This window comes from Thalassotalea ganghwensis, assembly GCF_053485795.1.
Window position 1 is genome coordinate 22,299 of sequence record NZ_JBQRUM010000011.1, and the last position, 19,771, is coordinate 42,069.

The following is a 19,771-nucleotide window of genomic DNA, read 5'->3' on the forward strand; positions in this document are numbered from 1 at the left end:
AACCTAATTGGGGTGAATTGTTTAGATTATACCAGAGCCATAATGATATAGTGCCATTGTTTTCATTTATTCGGACATTTCAGGGATAGCTCAGTGACAAAAATAGCCATATTTGTGGATGTACAAAATATTTACTACACCACTCGTCAAGCCTTTGGTCGACAATTTAACTATCGACAATTTTGGCAGCGAGTCAGTGAACAAGGTAACATTGTAATGGCTAATGCTTACGCTATCGCAAGGCAAGATGACCAACAGCATAAATTTCAAACGGCGCTTAAACATATCGGTTTTGAAGTTAAGCTCAAGCCTTTTATCCAACGAAGTGACGGCTCGGCTAAAGGCGATTGGGATGTAGGAATAGCGATTGATGTCTTAGAAGCAGCGCCAGATGTCGATAAAATCATACTATTGTCTGGAGATGGGGACTTTGATTTATTGCTCGCGAAAGTAGCGAGTAAATATCACTGTCAAACGCATGTCTATGGGGTAGCTCAGTTAACGGCTGCATCGTTAATGGACGCTGCAGAGTGTTTTACTGCGATAGAGCAAGAGCTTTTGTTGTAAAATCCGATTTTCTGTATAATCTGTGCACTTAAAATTCGGTATTACTTGTCGATAAGGCCTAACATGACTGTTGAACAATTTGACCCTAAACATCCTCAGCCAGAGGGGAAACAAACAACAACGCTGGAAACTCCAAAAAACGTTTTAGAAGAGCAGGCTAGCCACGTTGATCACAGTCAAACCAAAGGCTCTCGTATCGGCTTCGTAAGTCTTGGGTGCCTAAGGTAAGTTAAGCGTTGCTTTGTAGTGGCAAGGGGCTTGTATATTTATTTTTTCTTTCTTGCCATTTTATAACCCGCGAATAAGCTAGCGGCAACTATGCCCGTAGCAACTTTACCTCTATTATTATCGACCCAGCTTGTATCACTATTGGCTTCTTCACTATTTTGTTCTTGAATTTTTGCTAAGTGATTAAAAAATGCTTTTAGCTTACCTTCATTTAAAAACTCAAGATCTTTAGTTATTACGTGAACATTTCCCTCTGATTGCAACTCTTCAAGGATATCGTCATATACCTCGATATATTTTTCATACAATACGCTGATTGGGATTAGCTCCGTTGCTTTATATTCGTCTTGCTCGTTGTACCATTTTGTTAAAGGTAATGTTTCATTATTAACTAGGCACAGCAATATATTGTTGAGCTTCTCACGTCTTATTCTTTTAACTAGCTCTTTATTTAACTTTCTTTCTGTATGCCAATTTAATGCTTTATTAAAACTTGAAGAGATTCTCTACATTGAAAGCTCTGTTTTAGCTACTTTATTTTTACCATTTGTTGCCGCATCAGATTTCCTGTTTGTTTCTATATATTTTAAATATGCGTGTATTGCTGGTGTTATAAAAATAAAGTTTACAATAGCTAATGCAGCCAATTCTTTATTAATAAAAAGGCTTACAAAAAATATAACGTATGAAGTAGAGTAAAGTTTCCCTACTGCTCCTACTTTATTCGCTATGCCATCCTTTCCTTTTTTATATGTTCCTTTGAATATCCAGTACAGCCCTAAAGGTGGAAATAGTAATATTAAAAAGCCAGCAACATTACCTAACTTTTGATACCATTTTAAGTCATCATAAAATAACTGCTCGCTGGTTGGGCTTATTAATTCGTTCATGTTTGCTCCGACTTTTGCTAATTAGTTAACTAACTTGTACGTCTAATATTTCACAATCAGGGTATTGCCGTCTGAGCTTTACTTCAGCGTCTGCAAGTGATTTTGCTTCTTTGGTTATGTTTCCAACAATCCCACCGTTCGAAGTTCTTATTCTAAAATGGTATTTCGATCTACTCATGATAACTCTCCTTGATAAATTGTACCGTATTTGCTTTCGTTCAAATTAAGTATCCATGAATTGCTTGGATGCAATAATGTTTGAATTTCAATTGATTTATTTAAAGCTGCTAAAAGCAATATAAGCAGCTGGACCTAGCTTTAGTGCTGTTTCAACTGTAATATTTTGCACTTCTATTTGGTTGCCAAAATTAAAGTAACTTTTAGCTGGCATGTTATTGATACTATCTACTTGTGTAGAAACTATTACTGATTTGTAGTAGGTAAATAGATCAACGTAGTTATTTTGATCTATATCTTGGATGGAAATAGCATTGACGAAATACAGGTGCTCTTCATTCGTTTGTTTTTCTTCAAACGCAACTTCAAAGCTCCCTGTACAATCATTTTCGTAAATACGTATTGTTTGTTCGTGGTTATAGTCGCTATTCAAAGTGGCAAAATCAGAACAACCATCTGAATTTAAATCAATATTCTTTATATCAATTGTAACTTTCTCAGCGCTTGTTAATAAGCTTCTATCGGTAAATTCAAACGTCTTATTGCCATTGTTAAATAAGAGCAGGTGAGAGTTACCTATAAGTAACCCGTTTCCTAACTTTGTTTCTGCATTGTTATTACTTCCTAAAAGTAAGTCAATATAACCATCATTGTCATAATCCGACATTTCACACCAACTAAAGCTAGGCATCATATCTGCTACGACGCCAGTCTCATTACGATGTTCGTCTATCCAAGATGCAGATATTAACTGGTTAGGTAAAACAGTATTATCTTCAATAAAGTTAGCTTCTCCTTGGTTTAAGAGCATTCTTGGATCACCTAAACCACCTACGAAAATATCTAAATCCCCATCATTATCAATGTCACCAGAGCATGTACTATGACTAGCTACTACTAATTCAGGTAAATTTGTGTTTGTAGAATCAATTAGTGAGCCATCTATTTGTTGTAAGAATAAACGCTCTTGAGCTCCATAAATTTTAACTCCGTAATCATCAAAACCTGAATCACTCCAGTAAAAGTCTTTTAGGCCGTCATTATTAAAGTCGGCTACAATATGATCTCCTCTTGTACCTACTTTGAATTCTGTTATTTCTCTCTTGAAGCCGTTCCCTAATTCATTTCTATAAATGACAATGTTGTTTTCTTCATGTATATCAATTCTAGCTGAAAGCATAAGCAAATCTTCATCTGAATCATTATCCAAGTCTAGTGGGATAATAGTATCTAAAGGGCCGTTGGGTAGACTTTGGAAGTACTCTTTATAAGCAATTTTTAATTGCTCATATGACTCAAGCTTAGTAATGTCGTCATTAGCAATTATTCCAGTTGCTCTATTTCTACTAATATTTGCATTTGTTGCATTAGTTAAATTCAAGAAGAAAACTTCATCGCTATCAAAGTCTGCATATTCAATATCACCATTAACTGCAACTGATACTTGTTGAGACGTAGTATTTGCTTCAAATGTAAGTGTTCCGCTTACTGCAACATAGTCCTCATCAGCTATAGCTGTATCGTCGCTGGTAGCATAATCAACGGTGACAATATTTGATGTTGATTGGCTTAATGTGACAGTAAATACAGCTTCTGCTGTACCTTCATTGCCTTCTGTAATTGTAACGTCTGCAATACTAATATTTGGGGTTACGGGTGTTGATGGGGTTTGGGGCGTTTCTTTGCTACTACTGCCACCGCTACCGCATGCTGAAATTAAGCAGGTTAACGTGGCAACACTAATAATGTATTTTAAGTTGAAAGGCATTAACTACTCCTTGTCTGGTTAAGAGACAAATTACTGTATGCTCAGCGAGTTAAAGCTGTCATTCGGTAATTACTAACTACTTGAAAAGTAAGGTAGTAGAGTTGTAGTTAAATAAAAATAGGAAAATTTCCTAGTTGGTAAGTGTATGGTTATTGTTCTCGTTTGTTTGCTCAACATTAAAGTTAATGAAGTGTTCAGTACCTTCCTCATTTGATAAAAGTGTATAGCGACCCGCTAATGCCATTACTCTATCTTCTATGCCTTGTATACCTAAGCCTTGCTTTTGCTCTTTAGTATCAAAACCAATTCCGTCATCTTTGATTCTAAGTTTTATATTTGCTTTGTTTACAGATAAATCCAGCCACAAATTACTCGCTTTGGAATGTTTTACTGAGTTATTGATACATTCTTGCGTGATGCGATATACCGCAATTTTTATATCTTCATTTATTGAGTCTAAATTACCGTTTAATGTTGGAATGTAGTTGATGCCCGCATTAGCTAACAGTTGAACAAAATTGTCGTGAGTTAACGCTTTTTCAAAACCTAAATCGTCTAAAATTCTTGGCCTTAGCCAATGCATCATGTTGTACGCAGATGAATAAGTAGCATCGGCGATATTGTTTATCGAGTCTAATATTGGCGTGATACTTGGTGAGTTAGAAAGCTGCTTAACAGCACTTAGGTTTGTTTTTAGGGCTGTAATGTTTTGTCCGATTTCATCATGTAGTTCTCTTGATAAAACCTTTCGTTCATCTTCTTGTATTGTTACAACCTTTTGCGCAAGTTGCTGGTTCTTTTTTAACTGATTTAACAATTCGTCATTGGCTTTAGATAACGCTGTGTTCTTGTCTTGCAACGTTATATTCAGCATTTTTTGTTCACTCATTGCTGCTCCAAGCAACAAGCCTGTCATCGACATAGCAATAAGATAAAGCTGTTTCTCTAACATGTTGCCAAAGTCATTCGTCACAAAGCTGGCAACAACAATTAGACTATTGACTGCAACAATGGACGCAGTAGCACCAATCCAACCATGCTTATAAGCAAACAAAACGATTGGAATAAACGCTAACAGCTTTATGTAATAACCTGTACTGGGTTGCGTAAGTAAAACGAGTGTTGCTGTAGCAATTGTTAATACAGAAAGTAATACAACTTTACTTAAATATCGGTAATTTATTTTAACTTTACTTTGTATAACTTGAGCTAAAGCATAGCAAATAGGTGCTACAAGCAATACGCCTACAAAATCCCCCAACATAAATGACATTACTGTCGTAACAAGCTGCTCTTTTGGTATTTGCTCTTGAAATACCAAGCTAGTCACAAGAATACTTGCTGTTAGTAATGCGCCTAGTCCAACCCAAGAAAATAAGTTGAGTACAGGCTGCACAGAGTCTAGTTTTACTTCTTTGGATGATTTAAGGTATTGATCTACACAATACATGTAAATCATTATTGGTGGGAAAGTGCCGATTATCTCGCCTAATGTCGTTTGAAAGGGGGAATCGACACTGTTTACAATAAAAATGCTTGTGAATTCACTGAATGCAATAACAGGCCAATATCGCATTGGTAAAAATAACAGCGCGCTTACACGTATGCCCGCAGGTAAAAACCAAGAGGTAATATCTGCGATGGTTTCAAAGTTAACCGACAGTTGCCAGCCAAGGCACCACAGTACAGCGTAAACAATGTAGATACACAACGCTTTGCTTCCGTAGTCGGTTAATCCTTTTTTCATTACATTATTTCTATACGTTCAATTCTTGTTATTATTCTGTATGTTATACATTGTTTTATGTATTCGTATAGGAATATTTCTTAGTGACTATTAGTTGTTAATCAATTAAAACATTTATCTAGGAAAATGCTGAAGGAACTCATGTGATAAAAGTTGGAATTGTTGATGACCATGCGATTGTAGCGCAAGGCTTTAAATTGCTTATTGAGCTTCAAAAGGATTTAAGCGTTGTTGCAGAATATTGTTCATTCAACGATGCACTCCAACAATTGCCTCACCAACAGCTTGATGTACTAATAGTCGATGTTCTATTGCCTGATGTTAGCGGCATTGAATTGATGAAGCATGTTACCGCTCATTATCCTGATACCCGTATTATCGCTTTAAGTATGTATGACAACGAACCTTATATAAGTGAAGCGATCGCTAGTGGCGCTTTAGCTTATATGTCTAAACGGATTGCGCCAGATGAAATTGTTAAATCGATTCGCTGCGTACTTAATAACGTGTCGTATTTTAGTGATGATGTAAAAGCTAATATGCGAACACAATCTGATTCAACTCAATTAACTGATCGCGAACAGCAAGTCTTTAAATTGCTAGCGAAAGGGCTAACTATTAAAGAGACAGCGTACCAGCTCGAAATGCAACCTAAAACAGCCCATGTTCATAAAGCGAATATTTATAGTAAGTTAGGTGTAAATACTCATCAGGAACTATTAAAACTAGCCTTGGTAAAAAATGTTTTAACTGTAGAAGAGTTAACTACTTAGCCAAACTTCATAATATGAAGTTTAGAAATGTGATTTATTACTTCCTCGCTTTTTGATTTCCTGCATAACCGCATCAGCAATATTTTGTAGTTTAGATAAATCTTGATTGCTGTAGTTGTTCAGCATGTTAATCTTGCTTTGAATAGCACAGAATAGGTTCACCAGTGAAACAGTGCTTGGTTGTTTGCCGTTTACTTTTAACATGCCGTAGTAACTTTTGTGCATACCTAAAAACTCTTGGCTAAATTGATATGCGTTTGCACATAGGCTAAGTTCGATTGCTTGTTCGTGAATATCCTTAATTTTCATTTTATTCTCCATGTTTGTAGCTGTATTTATCACAAAGCATTGCAACTTCAATTAACTATTTAATTTTCTTGTATTTAATACCGTAACTACAAAAACGTGGCCAGTATTAGTTGACCACTACAGCTTGAGTTTAGAGTAAACTTGATGCATTGAAATTCCTTCTTTATTAATTGGTTATTCTTATACCATTCCTAACCTAATAATGCTGAAATATTTGATAGTTTACTGTATAATCCGCGCACTCAAAATTACCAGTGATTTTTATTGATTACTTTTGTTTTATTTCAAGGCGCATTATGACTGTTGAACAATTCGACCCCAAACAAACTACTACGCTTGATACGCCTAAAAAGGTGCTAGAAGAGCAGGCTATTGAAGTTCAACAGGCTAAATCGGCGTCAAATACCGCTCAAAATAGCACAGAGCGCGCTGCAAAGGTGGGCTTCGTAAGTCTTGGGTGTCCTAAAAACCTTGTTGATTCTGAGCGAATTCTTACGCAACTGCGAACAGAAGGTTATGACGTTGTGCCAAGCTATGACGATGCCGATATGGTGATTGTGAATACCTGTGGTTTTATCGATTCAGCAGTGCAAGAGTCACTCGATACAATCGGTGAAGCGTTAAAAGAGAACGGCAAAGTATTGGTTACGGGTTGTTTAGGTGCCAAGAAAGATGAAATTATCGAGCTGCATCCTAATGTTTTAGGGGTCACTGGCCCTCATGCATATGATGAAGTGCTAACACAAGTGCATGAGCATTTAGAAAAACCTAAGCATAACCCGTTTGTTGATTTAATTCCTGATCATGGGGTTAAGCTGACCCCTAAACATTTTGCGTATTTAAAGATATCAGAAGGGTGTAATCATCGCTGTACTTTCTGCATCATCCCATCAATGCGCGGGGATTTGGATTCTCGCCCAATTGGTGAAGTATTAGGTGAAGCTAAACGACTTGCTAATTCTGGCGTTAAGGAGTTACTGGTTATTTCCCAAGATACATCTGCTTACGGTGTTGATGTTAAGCACAAGCTTGATTTTTATGAAGGCATGCCTGTAAAAACCCACATGCAGCAGTTATGTGAAGAATTAGCAAAGCAAGACGTTTGGGTGCGTTTACATTATGTGTATCCCTATCCACATGTTGATAGTATCATCCCGTTGATGGCAGAAGGCAAGATATTGCCTTATTTGGACATTCCGTTTCAGCACGCAAACAAACGCATCTTAAAGCTGATGAAGCGTCCCGGTAGCTCAGAACGTGTGTTGGAGCGCATTAAAAAATGGCGCGAGATTTGTCCAGAATTAGTGATCCGTTCAACGTTTATTGTCGGCTTTCCTGGCGAAACTGAAGAAGAGTTTGAAGAGTTGTTAGAATTTTTGCGTCAAGCACAACTTGACCGTGTTGGTTGTTTTAAATACTCTCCAGTTGAAGGGGCAACCGCTAACGAATTGCCTGATCATGTGCCTGATGAGGTGATGGAAGATCGCTTACAACGTTTTATGGCAGTTCAGGCTGAAATTAGTGCTGAGAAGTTACAGCAACGCATAGGTCAAGAGTATTTAGTCTTGATTGATGAAGTAAACAGTGAAGGTGCCGTTGGTCGCTCATATATGGATGCGCCTGAAGTTGATGGTAAAGTTTACTTAACCGATGAATTCGATGTTGAGCCTGGTGACCAAGTATGGGTGCAAATCATTCACGCCGATGAACATGACGTTTGGGGCGTTAGAGTTGAAGACTAGCGCCTAAATAACCAATGGCTAATTGGTAGCCCCTAATCTCCACCAAGAAACCACATCCTTACCGATGTGGTTTTTTTATGTAATTTGCCAGCATTTGCTCAACATTGTCATTCTTCTCCTATACTTTAGCGCAAGAATATCTTTGTGGTATCAGTTTGTTAAATATGAAAGCATGAAATGCGTAGGCTTTATTTAAAGACTGATGGATTCACGTTAGTTCACCTAGTAAAACAATGATAAATAGGAAAGTGCAGATGAAACCTACGATCGCTGACATCAAACCTGCGAAAGTGTCGTTAGTAAAAGACAAAAGTTACTATTTTTGTCGTTGTGGACGCTCAGCTAATCAACCTTTTTGTGATGGTTCACATGCAGGTACAGAGTTTAAGCCTTTGGCACACAAAGCTCAGCGCAATGAAGAAGCCTATTTTTGTCAATGTAAGCATTCTGCTAATCAACCGTTTTGTGATGGTAGCCATAAACAGTTTGACCAAAGCGATATCGGTAGCGAGGGTCCAGGGGTAAAAAGCGCTGAAGATAAGATCCCTGTAGCACAAGCGACTAAAGAAGAACCCAGCGTCGCTTTTATTCATCAGTTAGCCAAAGAAGGATTATTAAACCTCGGAGAGCATGGTCCCATGGTGTCAATGGGGGTACCACGTTATCAATTACCTGACTGGAATGATATTCAAATTATGACCGCACAATTGGCTACAAAACCATTGCAAGAAGATGCCAGTGTAGCAACACAGGTGGTTATTGGCCCTAAGGCTAAGAAGCCGTTAATACTAAGTATTCCTTTGTTAGTGTCAGATATGAGTTTTGGCGCATTATCAGAAGAAGCGAAAATATCATTAGCAAAAGGGGCGGAACTTTCGGGAACCGGTATTTGCTCAGGGGAAGGAGGAATGTTACCAGAAGAGCAACAAGCTAATTCTCGCTATTTCTATGAGCTGGCTAGCGCACAATTTGGTTACGATGAACAAAAGCTATTACATGTTCAGGCATTCCATTTTAAAGGCGGCCAAGGAGCCAAAACCGGCACAGGAGGGCATTTACCAGGGAATAAAAATATAGGCAAAATAGCCAAGGTACGGAATATTCCTGAAGGGCAACCCGCAGTATCCCCACCCACCTTTGAAAAAATGAGTTCACCGCAAGAATTTAAGAAGTTTGCTGACAGAGTAAGAGAAATAACAGGTGGTATTCCAATAGGTTTTAAACTAAGTGCGAACCATATTGAAGAAGACATTCAGTTCGCGCTGGATGCGAGTGCTGATTACATCATCCTTGATGGTCGAGGTGGTGGAACCGGTGCTGCTCCAGAAATTTTTAGGGATCATATCAGCGTTCCAACGATACCTGCTTTAGCCAGAGCGAGGCGATATCTTGATGAGCGAGGGGAAAGTGGTAACGTGACCTTGATCATTACTGGAGGCTTACGTTTGCCGATGGATTTTGTTAAAGCGTTAGCTCTTGGGGCAGATGCTATTGCGCTGTCCAATAGTGCGATGCAGGCGATAGGTTGTGTTGCTGCTCGTATGTGTAATACCAATAATTGTCCCGCGGGAATTGCAACTCAAGATCCACAATTACGTAAAAGACTCAACATTGAAAAATCAGCACAACAATTGTCAAATTTCTTTAATGCCTCTGTATCTCTAATGCAAGTGATGGCAAGAGCATGTGGTCACGATAATCTTAATGGCTTTAATAAACAGGATTTAGCAACTTGGCATCGAGAAATGGCAATGCTTTCAGGAGTGAAATACGCAGGCTTTGAAGAACTTAATTAGTATTAATAAAAAAGCCGCTTAAAGCGGCTTTTTGCGAGCTTAAAAGGTTTAATTTAACCTAATAACCACATTGTTGGCCTTTGTTTTTCTCTTTTAACCATGCATGAAGTGGTGCGAAGTAATCAAGAATAGCAGTCGCATCCATTTGCTCACTACCCGTTAATACTTTATAAGCTTCTTGCCACGGCTGACTAGAGCCCATTTCTAACATGGTATTCAATGCTTTGCCTGCCTCTTTGCTGTTATAGATAGAGCAGCGATGAATCGGGTCGGTATTGCCTGAAATTTCACAAAGTGCTTTGTGAAATTCAAATTGTTGAATATGGGCTAAGAAATAACGGCTATAAGGAACGCCGCCAGGAACGTGATATTTAGCACCTGGATCGAACGCATCGGCAGGGCGGTCAACGGGTGCGGTAACCCCTTGGTATTTTTCACGTAGTTCCCACCAAGCATTGTTATAGTTTTCAGGGGTAACTTCCCCTGAGTATACTTTCCAACGCCATTGATCGACCAATAAGCCAAACGGAATAAAGGCAATTTTATCAAGTGCCATTTTCAATAATAAGCCGATGTCTTTTGACTCGTCTGGGATCTCATCAATTAGGCCAATTTCTTTAAGATATTTAGGCGTAACCGATAAGGCAATGGTATCACCAATGGCTTCGTGGAATCCATCGTTAGCACTTGCTTGGTAGAATACTGGTTGATCTTTATATGCGCGTTGATAAAAATTGTGACCTAACTCGTGGTGAATAACGTTAAATTCTTCCCCCGTTTTTTGGATACACATTTTGATGCGAATATCATCTTTAGCATCAAGGTTCCATGCGGACGCATGGCAGACGACATCACGATCTTCTGGTTTAGTAAATAGTGAACGCTTCCAGAATGTTTCTGGTAAAGGCTCAAATCCTAGTGACGTAAAGAACTTTTCTGCGCCACGTACCATTTCAAGTTCATCGTAGCCGTGTTTTTCAAGTTGTTTGGTTAAGTCATAGCCAGGATCAGCATCCTCTGGTGCGACAAGATCATAAATATTACCCCAGCTTTGAGCCCACATATTACCGAGTAAGTGGGCAGGAATTGGTTGGTCTTGCGGTACCTTGTCTTCACCGTAAGTTTTACCCAATTCGGTTCTTACATAGCAATGTAAGTCATCATAAAGAGGCTTTACTTGACCCCATAAACGGTCAAGCTCTGTCGCAAATTCGCTCGGCTTCATGTCGTAATTTGAGCGCCACATGGTACCCAAGTCTTCATAACCTAAATTTCGAGCACCTTCATTGGCGAGTTCTGATTGACGAACAAACAAAGGCTTCATCGCTGGACTAATTGTGCGCCAGCCTTGCCATAAATCCAGTAGTTCATCATAGTCGCGTGATGTTGCCATGGTGGCTGTCATATCACCTAAGCTAAGCTTTTCACCAGCCTCAGTAGTATATGATCCTGTACCATACATGCTGTTTAATTCTGAACCAATTTGTGCTAGTTCTGCAGATTTTGCAGGATCTTGAGGTGCAGGCATAACAAGACTTTGCTTGAGGATGTTTAATTTACGGCGCTGATCTTCCGTCACCTTAACATCGTCAAATTTAGCTGCTTCCATCGCAAACTCAACACCTGCTTCCGTTGATTTACGACTCGCTTCTGCCGCTAGAGCATTGGTATCATCCGTGATAAAGTTGGCATTTATCCATGCAGCTCGGGCACCTTCGATATTTAATTCGATGGTTTCTTTTTCAACTTTAGCTAAAAAGTTTTCAGCGTCTTGCGCCGTTAATTGTTTAATTGGCTCTTTGGTTAATTCTGTCGATTTTTTTTCTTCTTGGCATGCACTTAATGCAGCAACAACGCACAAGGCAATGCTTGAATGTTTGAGTAAAGTTTTCATTATATTTATTAATAATCCTTTCTATTAGCGCTTATTGATGGTTGCAATTTAAAAAGATAGGCATGGGATTACGTTAAATTGCAAGCTAGTATACTAACGTAATGTGATTGAATGGAAAAGGCACTTTCATGTACTAAAAATGCTTATTGGTGCAATATTTATGTAAAGCATGAATTACAATCGCTTATTGCATGTTTTTAAACGCTTGTTTAAACTGTTATTCGAGCCCTAATATTTTGTGTAACAGAGTTGTAAATGAGTACAAAAAATAAAATTCTAGACGCCGCAGAAAGTTTGTTTGCCGTAAAAGGATTTAATGGTACATCGTTAAGAGAAATCACCAGTTTAGCGGAAGTTAACTTAGCCGCGGTTAACTATCATTTTGGTTCAAAAAAAGAATTGATAAAATCGGTTATGTCTCGTTACATGGATGAATTGGCTCCAAATCTTGTCATTGCCTTGGAAGATATTTGCAAGCAAGAGAGACAACCTAGTTTAACCGAGGTATTCTCAGCTTTTGTAGCGCCTTTGTTGTCATTAAACGTATTTCGAGAAAATGGTACCAGTAACTTTCTTCAGTTGTTAGGGCGCGGATATACAGATAGTCAGGGATTCTTGCGTTGGTTTTTTACCACACAATATCCAGGGTTGATTAGTAATTTTGTCTTGGCGGTTCAAAAAGCTTACCCACAATTATCAGCAGAAGATATTTTCTGGCGTTTACATTTCACCATGGGAACCATTGTCTTTACCATGTCTTCAAGTGATGCTTTGATGGATATTGCCCAAAATGATTTCGATCGCAATATGTCAATCGAAGATGTCATTCAAAAAGTTATTCCTTTTATCGCTGCAGGCGTTGCTGCACCAATAGAATAGAGCCTATATTAAGGTGTTGAGGTCATCCCTTAGCGCATTTTTCTTCATATTTTCTTAGAAATGGGTAGTTTTGTTTTTCTGCACATCGATCTCTTTTGTTTTTATCATGTAAATTGGGTAGAGTAACGGCATTTTTATCTGTTTATCGAAGGTGTTATGGGACCTCTTATGATCGACGTCGAAGGGACGTCGTTAACTCAGGAAGATAAAGAGTTACTCAATCATCCCCTAGTTGGTGGTGTCATCTTATTTTCACGCAATTATCAATCACCACAGCAAATATCAGCGTTAACTGATGATATTAGAACGAGTGTTAATGGTAATATACTTATCGCTGTTGATCATGAAGGTGGCCGTGTTCAACGATTTCGTGAAGGGTTTAGTGCTATCCCTGCGATGGGGAAAATATATCAGTTAGCCAGCGCTAATATTGAACAGGCAGCAGTGATGGCGAAACAAGCAGGAACGTTGATGGCCTTGGAAGTGCAATCGGTTGGCATTGATATTAGTTTCGCGCCAGTACTTGATATTAATAATATTAGCGCTGTAATTGGTGATCGTAGCTTTCATCAACAACCGGACATTGTCGCAATGCTAGCCCATCATTTTATCAATGGTATGAAATCAGTGGGCATGCAAGCGACGGGTAAACATTTTCCCGGCCATGGCAGTGTCAAAGCGGACTCGCATATTGCCATGGCAATTGACGAGCGCAGCTATCAAGCGATTGAAAAAGTTGATATGCAACCTTTTAAGCAGTTAATCGCTGATAACCAATTGGCCGCCATTATGCCCGCACACGTTATTTATCCTGATGTTGACGACAAATCTGTTGGTTTTTCTCGTATTTGGCTACAAGATATTTTGCGCAACCGTTTAGGTTTTGATGGCGTTATTTTTAGCGATGATTTATCTATGCACGGCGCCTCATCTATCGGTGGTTTTATCGAGCGAGCAGAAGCTGCGCAAGAAGCTGGCTGTGACATGTTGTTGATGTGCAATAATCGTCTTGCTGTCTTTGAAGTGATAGATAACGCGAATCTCGTGACATGCGGATATGGTGAGCAACGTATTGCTAAGATGCTAAAAACAAGCCTATCGACATGGCAAGATATGAAGCAAATGCCATTATGGCAAAGCTTAAACCAAGAAATCTCTAACTGGTGATCATGCAATTAAGGCAAAGTGAATCATTATGATAAAAAAAATAACCAATACGCAGATATTATTGTTAGCGCCAATTCTCTCATTTATTCTCTTTTATGTTTTACGTAGCAATGGCTTTGATTATTCGCCATCAGCCGCCGCAGCTATCACGCTGCTAACGGTTATTTTATGGGTCACTGAAGCGATCCCAATCCCGGCAACGTCGTTGATCCCCTTTGCTTTATTGCCAATGTTCGGCATTGTTGATCATAAAACTGCGGCATCCTCGTTGGGAAGCCATGTCATTTTGTTACTTATGGGGGCATTTATGCTCTCAAAAGCGATTGAAAAAAGTGGTGCTCATGAGCGTTTAGCCGTTTATATGGTAAAACTAGTCGGCGTCAGCAGTGCTAAGCGCTTAGTGATGGGGTTTATGTTTGCATCAGCTATCTTAAGCATGTGGATATCCAATACCGCGACAACCCTCATCATGTTGCCGATAGCGCTTGCTATCCTTTCACACGTTGACAACCACAAGCTTGCGGTGGCGATGATTTTGGGTATTGCTTATGCGGCCTCCGTTGGCGGAATAGGAACACCTATTGGTACGCCACCGAACGTTATTTTTATGGCGATATATGAGGAGCAAACCGGAAAAGAGTTTAGTTTTCTTAGCTGGATGAAGATAGGGGTGCCGATTGTTTTGGTGGTGATTCCAATTATAGCTTTGTGGTTAACTCGAGGTGTAAAGCTTGAACACAGCATTAATATGCCAACGTTGGGGCCTTGGCGGAAAGAAGAAAGTCGCACTTTATGGGTATTTGGTTTAACGGCACTAGCTTGGATCACACGAAATGAACCGTTTGGCGGTTGGAGCGGATTATTTGATGTCCCATACGCTGGTGATAGCACCATTGCACTCCTAGCGGTTGTCATGATGTTTATTGTTCCCAATGGTAAGGGTTCGCGTTTACTTGATTGGGAAACTGCAAAGGAGATCCCATGGGGAATGTTATTGTTGTTTGCTGGCGGTATTGCTATCGCTAAAGGTTTCGTCGCCTCAGGGTTAAGTGATTTATTAGGGCAATGGTTAACGTCATTGTCAAACTTACCAGCGTTACTGATGATAGTAACGATATGTTTAGTGGTTACCTATTTAACCGAAATCACCAGCAATACGGCAACTGCGACACTTTTGATGCCGATTTTGGCTGTCGCGGCGATATCATCTGGTTTTGACCCCGTAATATTTATGATCCCAGCAGCTATGTGCGCTAGTTGTGCCTTCATGTTGCCAGTTGCTACGGCGCCTAATGCGATTGCCTATGGTACTGGAAAATTAACTATCGCTGAAATGGTTAAAGAAGGTGCGATTCTTAGCTTTGTTGTTGCAATCATCATTGGCAGTGCGTGCTACTACTTATTGATGTAGTCACTCTTAGTGACTTTAATTTGGTGAGCTAACATTATCAGGAGGTCACGTATTTTAAGCCTAAGCGTGAATGTTAAGTTTGACCAACACAAAAAAAATAGCCAGCTGTTTAGCTGGCTATTTTATTTAATCAAAAAGTGTTTTTAATCATTAGAATTGCTAAGCGATGGCCTCACGACGTTGCCATCTAGGAAGCCATTTTTGCTTAAAGACCAATAATGATAGCGCAGTAATTACCCCTATTCCGGCATAAATCACCCAAATAAACATCGGGGAATTTAACTCTCTGGCAAAGTAACCATAACTCCAGCCAGATAATAAACCACCAAACAAAAAGCCTAATGACATTGAAACGAAGTAATAGCCCATATACATCGCGCTATTTTCTTTTGGCGCAATCGCGGCCACGTATTCTTGGCTTTTCGGTGAGGCAATCATTTCCCCGAAAGCGAAACCAACAATAGAAAGGGCAATAAGGATACCGCTAAAACCAATACCTGTCGCAAGACCGCCAATAATAAAAGACAGCGCGATAAGCAAGGTTCCACCGATAATGACCGGAAGCGCTTTAAACTGATTACAAAACTTACTGATTAATAATTGAAAAACAATAATGGCGCCAAAGTCTAAATTAACAATATATTCTGGGTTGACTTGTCGATATTGTTCAGCCCAGAGTTTAGCTAAGTTGCTTGCAGAAGTTGACCCTTCAGCGACAGAGTGCAAGCCAGCCGTAATGACATCTTGTGGCACCATCACTTTATAGTTTACCAATTCAAAATACAGCGCAGATGCCGCGTCTAAGTTGTTATCTTGAATCAATTGCACTTTATCGCTAATAAAGCTCGTTAGTTGTTCGATATTAACGCCCGCAAAAAATTCGAGAGTTGAAGGAGCTAACCATTGGATTAGCTGAACTAAATCTTGTGTATTAACAAAGTCTCGGATGTACAATGGAGTAGTGATAAAAAGCTGCAAATACATTGTCCAAAAGCCGGTTAATATCAGAAGGTAAACGATAAATGAGGTATTACCGAGCTGCATTTTTTCTTTAAACCAACGTGGATTCGTTTGGTTGTTTTGTGTTGGGATCAACTTATCCCAAACAAAATTAATAACAATCCAAAAAACACTGATATAGGTAAAAAGAGACCATGATATAGCGCCTTTTGCTGCGATCATTAAACCGATAATCACGGGAACAATCGTTAAGGCTAAACGACCATTGCCAAGCACCTGTTGAGCTTCTCCGAGCACTTCTTTAAACGATTTTTTCTCTGAAGACACCGCAGGCTCTTTATAAAAGAAAATCGCAGGAATAAAGTTTATCGCAATCCATAACGAAGACATGATAAACACCATATCCCAGCCTATAACACGAACATAGCCTGCAATCAGTGGCCCCAAAAAGCCACCGATATTCACCATGGTATAAAAAATGCCAAAGCCGATACCGCGGTTTGTATCATCGGTCACTCGCGAAATTGTTCCAACAACTATCGGTTTAAAACAGGCTGCACCAATAGCAACAGCGAAGAATACACCACAAAATGCCCAAAAACTGGTGACTTGTCCTAGTAAAAAATATGCAGGTGTCATAATGACAAACGAGAGGATAAACATTCTCTTATAGCCATAACGATCGGCTATGGCGCCGGTAATGACCGGGAACAAATATAAGAAAAAAGGCACCATCCCTTGCAAGAAACCACGCTCTTGATCACTAAACCCTAAACCTCCCTGAGAAATAGGGCTGGTCATATACAGTGATGAGAGCGCAAAGAAACCATACCATGCTAAACGCTCAAATATTTCCATGGTATTGGCAACATAAAAAGTGCCGTTAAATGGCGTTGTTTTTATATTTTCTGACATTGTACTTTCTTTAATTGTGAATATATTGTATACAATCTAAATGAATAAACTAAAATAAGCAACTGCTAATCATACTCCAATAGCAGTTGCTTTTCTATTATCTGCAGAGCACTAAGGGTTAGTGCTTAACTAAATTAATCGTTTATCGACAATTCTCGCGGTAAGCACTGCGGCAAAAATAGCAGTGTAAACGCTATAAACAACAACCATCCATTCTGGCATGGAGTGCCCTAAAAATTGCCACTGGATCTCTCCACAATCGCCTGTTGCTGCAAATAGCGGTGGGATCCATTCATGTAACGGAGCCCATGACGGAAAATTCGGGACAATGTCGCAACTAAACAAAAATGAAAAAGCAGCAGATTGCATCTCTACGTGGTCTAAAGCGATAATTAAGCCCCATATCGCGCCAGTTCCCCATAAAGCAAAGGCAACCAATCTTGCGATAACATATTGATGACCTAAGCTGCCAACGACGCCAGCAAAGAAGATTGCCCAAATTGCAACACGTTGATAAATGCACATAATACAAGGTGCTAAGTCGAGTACATACTGAAAATATAGGGCGGTAAGCTCTAAGCCTAATGCGGTTAAAGCCAGTAATTGCCATGCTCTGGCATTCGTTGTTAAGTTACTAATAAATCTCACAAACAAATCCTATGGTATTTCTATTAGCAATAATCTACCAATTCCAGCCAAGTGAATAAACTAAAAAAGCGCCTTATTGGCGCTTTTCTTTGTTACAAAGTGTAGTTTATTGCTCTACATTGATGACGGTTAGTTAATGTCCTGAACTAACTGTACTTGTTTCGCTATCGTTGTGGTGTTCAATTAAGTGACTATCGTAATAGCTCTGTGTTTGCGATTCTAAAAAACCAGACGAAATCGTTATCATGCCAACAATCGTCAAAACAATCGTATAAGGTAGTGCCATAATAACCATTCGACCATAAGATAAACGGATTAATGGTGCTAATGCTGAAGTTAATAGAAACAAGAATGCCGCTTGACCATTTGGTGTTGCCACACTTGGTAGGTTAGTACCTGTGTTAATAGCAACCGCTAACAAATCAAATTGATCTCTACTGATAATGCCACTCGATAGGGCTTTTTGAATTTCGGTGATATAGACGGTACCGACGAAAACGTTATCGCTCACCATAGAGAGAAAACCATTGGCAAGATAAAACATCACTAACTGCATATTGCCTTCGTATGTTAATACCCATGTAATTACAGGCGTAAACAGCTGTTGGTCAATGATAACGGCGACAATGGCAAAGAACACCGATAATAATGCAGTAAATGGTAGCGCTTCTTCGAATGCATGGCCAATTTGGTGTTCTTCATTAACGCCGGTAAATGATGTCGCTAAGATGATAACAGTTAAACCGATTAACCCTACCGCAGCCAAATGTAGTGCTAAACCAATGATTAACCAAATGGCAACGACACCTTGCATGATCAGCTTCATTTTGTCTTTTTTGGTACGTTTACCTGACTGTTCAGTTTCATAATCGATGAGGATATTGCGAACACTTTCAGGTAATTCAGAGCCATAATCAAACCATTTTAGCTTTTCAAGTAAGACGCAAGTGATCATACCAGCGATAAAAACCGGAATAGTTACCGGAGACATGCGTATCGCAAACTCGATAAAGTCCCAACCAGCTTGTTGGCCGATTATCAGGTTTTGCGGTTCGCCAACAATGGTGCAGACACCACCTAATGCGGTACCAACACCAGCATGCATAAGCAAATTTCTAAGGTAGGCACGAAAGTTATCTAAATCAAGACGTGAAACTTCATGTACGCCATTATCACAGGTATGATCATGTTCATGATGTTGAAAGTCTTTACCTGATGCCACTTTATGATAAACCGCATAAAAACCAACGGCTACTGCAATAATGACTGCAATAACGGTTAGGGCATCGAGAAATGCTGATAAAAAAGCACTACTAGCGCAAAATAGTAATGACACGACTGTTTTTGAACGTATCTTGGTGACTATTTTGGTAAATAAAAATAGCAACAGGTTTTTCATAAAGTAAATACCAGCTACCATAAACACCAAAAGTAATAGTACTTCAATGTTCATTTCTATTTCGTGCATTACTTGTTGCGGTGTTGTCATGCCAATAGCAACAGCTTCAATAGCTAGGAGACCACCAGGTTGAAGAGGGTAGCATTTGAGTGCCATAGCGAGGGTGAAAATAAACTCTATGACAAGTGCCCATCCAGCGATGTATGGGTTAATTTGAAATAAAATCGGGTTGATAATTAAGCATGCGATAATAGCTAGCTTATACCATCTAGGAGAATTTCCTAAAAAATTTTGATAAAAGGCACTTGTCGCCGATTGATTCATGTCTGTCGAACCTTATCTGCTGTTGATAAAAAAAGCGCATTTATACAGGTAAACCCATTAATTGCAAGGTTTTTTATTATCGCTTTTAAGGGGTGAAAAACGAATAAAGTTAAGTGGAAGTCTTGTTTGGCAAATATTGACGCTAAGTGCTGGCTCAGCAACAGGTAAAATTTTACC

General features: G+C 39.2%; 18 protein-coding genes. 8 read left to right on the forward strand and 10 right to left on the reverse strand.

The features are described from left to right. Nucleotides 1-93: 93 nt before the first annotated feature. Together ACSLUH_RS12150 and ACSLUH_RS12155 are read left to right on the forward strand one after the other, a co-directional pair. Nucleotides 94-567 (forward strand): NYN domain-containing protein, encoded by a 474-nt coding sequence (locus tag ACSLUH_RS12150; protein WP_448567341.1) that lies wholly within the window; start codon nt 94-96, stop codon nt 565-567. 63 nt (nt 568-630) lie between these two features. Further along, the gene (locus ACSLUH_RS12155) at nt 631-795 is read left to right on the forward strand and encodes a hypothetical protein (protein ID WP_448567545.1); all 165 of its coding nucleotides are present in this window, start codon (nt 631-633) and stop codon (nt 793-795) included. 38 nt (nt 796-833) lie between these two features. Here the strand turns inward: ACSLUH_RS12155 and ACSLUH_RS12160 are convergent, their stop codons facing one another. From ACSLUH_RS12160 to ACSLUH_RS12180, 5 genes are all read right to left on the reverse strand, one after another. Continuing rightward, nucleotides 834-1,199, reverse strand: a complete 366-nt coding sequence (locus tag ACSLUH_RS12160; RefSeq protein ID WP_448567343.1) for a hypothetical protein — start codon at nt 1,197-1,199, stop codon at nt 834-836. A gap of 102 nt (nt 1,200-1,301) precedes the next feature. Then, complete coding sequence (locus tag ACSLUH_RS12165) at nt 1,302-1,685, reverse strand: hypothetical protein (protein WP_448567345.1); 384 nt, start codon at nt 1,683-1,685, stop codon at nt 1,302-1,304. Nucleotides 1,686-1,710: 25 nt separating this feature from the next. Beyond that, on the reverse strand, nt 1,711-1,863 hold the full coding sequence (locus tag ACSLUH_RS12170; RefSeq protein WP_448567347.1) for a hypothetical protein: 153 nt from the start codon (nt 1,861-1,863) through the stop codon (nt 1,711-1,713). Nucleotides 1,864-1,959: 96 nt separating this feature from the next. Next, entirely contained in the window at nt 1,960-3,630 is a 1,671-nt protein-coding gene (locus tag ACSLUH_RS12175) for an FG-GAP-like repeat-containing protein (RefSeq protein ID WP_448567349.1), read from the reverse strand. Between the two features lie 130 nt (nt 3,631-3,760). Beyond that, entirely contained in the window at nt 3,761-5,377 is a 1,617-nt protein-coding gene (locus ACSLUH_RS12180; protein ID WP_448567350.1) for an MASE1 domain-containing sensor histidine kinase, read from the reverse strand. Nucleotides 5,378-5,520: 143 nt separating this feature from the next. On the opposite strand from ACSLUH_RS12180, the gene ACSLUH_RS12185 reads away from it, so the two are divergent. Next, nucleotides 5,521-6,150, forward strand: coding sequence for a response regulator (locus ACSLUH_RS12185; protein WP_448567352.1), 630 nt, complete (start codon nt 5,521-5,523; stop codon nt 6,148-6,150). 21 nt (nt 6,151-6,171) lie between these two features. Here the strand turns inward: ACSLUH_RS12185 and ACSLUH_RS12190 are convergent, their stop codons facing one another. After that, entirely contained in the window at nt 6,172-6,459 is a 288-nt protein-coding gene (locus ACSLUH_RS12190; protein ID WP_448567354.1) for a DUF6626 family protein, read from the reverse strand. A gap of 296 nt (nt 6,460-6,755) precedes the next feature. Here ACSLUH_RS12190 and rimO point away from each other — a divergent pair, with 296 nt between their 5' ends. Together rimO and ACSLUH_RS12200 are read left to right on the forward strand one after the other, a co-directional pair. After that, the gene (rimO, locus tag ACSLUH_RS12195) at nt 6,756-8,201 is read left to right on the forward strand and encodes a 30S ribosomal protein S12 methylthiotransferase RimO (protein WP_448567356.1); all 1,446 of its coding nucleotides are present in this window, start codon (nt 6,756-6,758) and stop codon (nt 8,199-8,201) included. Nucleotides 8,202-8,455: 254 nt separating this feature from the next. Continuing rightward, complete coding sequence (locus ACSLUH_RS12200) at nt 8,456-9,997, forward strand: glutamate synthase-related protein (protein WP_448567358.1); 1,542 nt, start codon at nt 8,456-8,458, stop codon at nt 9,995-9,997. 58 nt (nt 9,998-10,055) lie between these two features. Here the strand turns inward: ACSLUH_RS12200 and ACSLUH_RS12205 are convergent, their stop codons facing one another. Further along, nucleotides 10,056-11,891: a M2 family metallopeptidase gene (locus tag ACSLUH_RS12205; protein ID WP_448567360.1), complete on the reverse strand. Its 1,836-nt coding sequence runs from the start codon at nt 11,889-11,891 to the stop codon at nt 10,056-10,058. 255 nt (nt 11,892-12,146) lie between these two features. On the opposite strand from ACSLUH_RS12205, the gene psrA reads away from it, so the two are divergent. The 3 genes from psrA to ACSLUH_RS12220 all read left to right on the forward strand — a co-directional run bounded on the left by psrA (nt 12,147) and on the right by ACSLUH_RS12220 (nt 15,348). After that, nucleotides 12,147-12,770 (forward strand): TetR family transcriptional repressor PsrA, encoded by a 624-nt coding sequence (gene psrA, locus ACSLUH_RS12210; protein ID WP_448567362.1) that lies wholly within the window; start codon nt 12,147-12,149, stop codon nt 12,768-12,770. A gap of 168 nt (nt 12,771-12,938) precedes the next feature. Continuing rightward, nucleotides 12,939-13,937: a beta-N-acetylhexosaminidase gene (gene nagZ, locus ACSLUH_RS12215; protein ID WP_448567364.1), complete on the forward strand. Its 999-nt coding sequence runs from the start codon at nt 12,939-12,941 to the stop codon at nt 13,935-13,937. 28 nt (nt 13,938-13,965) lie between these two features. Further along, on the forward strand, nt 13,966-15,348 hold the full coding sequence (locus ACSLUH_RS12220) for an SLC13 family permease (RefSeq protein WP_448567366.1): 1,383 nt from the start codon (nt 13,966-13,968) through the stop codon (nt 15,346-15,348). 159 nt (nt 15,349-15,507) lie between these two features. Here the strand turns inward: ACSLUH_RS12220 and ACSLUH_RS12225 are convergent, their stop codons facing one another. The 3 genes from ACSLUH_RS12225 to nhaB form a co-directional block, all read right to left on the reverse strand. Continuing rightward, complete coding sequence (locus tag ACSLUH_RS12225) at nt 15,508-17,223, reverse strand: MFS transporter (protein WP_448567368.1); 1,716 nt, start codon at nt 17,221-17,223, stop codon at nt 15,508-15,510. Nucleotides 17,224-17,352: 129 nt separating this feature from the next. Beyond that, a complete protein-coding gene (gene dsbB, locus ACSLUH_RS12230; RefSeq protein ID WP_448567370.1) occupies nt 17,353-17,871 on the reverse strand; it encodes a disulfide bond formation protein DsbB in 519 nt (172 codons plus the stop codon). A gap of 133 nt (nt 17,872-18,004) precedes the next feature. After that, a complete protein-coding gene (nhaB, locus tag ACSLUH_RS12235) occupies nt 18,005-19,594 on the reverse strand; it encodes a sodium/proton antiporter NhaB (protein ID WP_448567372.1) in 1,590 nt (529 codons plus the stop codon). Nucleotides 19,595-19,771 lie beyond the last annotated feature (177 nt).

What these genes read in the sequence shown, in the direction of transcription:
- ACSLUH_RS12155 (WP_448567545.1), top strand. Translation starts at nt 631, where the DNA reads ATGACTGTTGAACAATTTGACCCTAAACATCCTCAGCCAGAGGGGAAA.
- ACSLUH_RS12165 (WP_448567345.1), bottom strand. Translation starts at nt 1,685, where the DNA reads ATGAACGAATTAATAAGCCCAACCAGCGAGCAGTTATTTTATGATGAC.
- ACSLUH_RS12170 (WP_448567347.1), bottom strand. Translation starts at nt 1,863, where the DNA reads ATGAGTAGATCGAAATACCATTTTAGAATAAGAACTTCGAACGGTGGG.
- ACSLUH_RS12175 (WP_448567349.1), bottom strand. Translation starts at nt 3,630, where the DNA reads ATGCCTTTCAACTTAAAATACATTATTAGTGTTGCCACGTTAACCTGC.
- ACSLUH_RS12180 (WP_448567350.1), bottom strand. Translation starts at nt 5,377, where the DNA reads ATGAAAAAAGGATTAACCGACTACGGAAGCAAAGCGTTGTGTATCTAC.
- ACSLUH_RS12190 (WP_448567354.1), bottom strand. Translation starts at nt 6,459, where the DNA reads ATGAAAATTAAGGATATTCACGAACAAGCAATCGAACTTAGCCTATGT.
- rimO (WP_448567356.1), top strand. Translation starts at nt 6,756, where the DNA reads ATGACTGTTGAACAATTCGACCCCAAACAAACTACTACGCTTGATACG.
- ACSLUH_RS12200 (WP_448567358.1), top strand. Translation starts at nt 8,456, where the DNA reads ATGAAACCTACGATCGCTGACATCAAACCTGCGAAAGTGTCGTTAGTA.
- ACSLUH_RS12205 (WP_448567360.1), bottom strand. Translation starts at nt 11,891, where the DNA reads ATGAAAACTTTACTCAAACATTCAAGCATTGCCTTGTGCGTTGTTGCT.
- psrA (WP_448567362.1), top strand. Translation starts at nt 12,147, where the DNA reads ATGAGTACAAAAAATAAAATTCTAGACGCCGCAGAAAGTTTGTTTGCC.
- nagZ (WP_448567364.1), top strand. Translation starts at nt 12,939, where the DNA reads ATGATCGACGTCGAAGGGACGTCGTTAACTCAGGAAGATAAAGAGTTA.
- ACSLUH_RS12220 (WP_448567366.1), top strand. Translation starts at nt 13,966, where the DNA reads ATGATAAAAAAAATAACCAATACGCAGATATTATTGTTAGCGCCAATT.
- ACSLUH_RS12225 (WP_448567368.1), bottom strand. Translation starts at nt 17,223, where the DNA reads ATGTCAGAAAATATAAAAACAACGCCATTTAACGGCACTTTTTATGTT.
- nhaB (WP_448567372.1), bottom strand. Translation starts at nt 19,594, where the DNA reads ATGAATCAATCGGCGACAAGTGCCTTTTATCAAAATTTTTTAGGAAAT.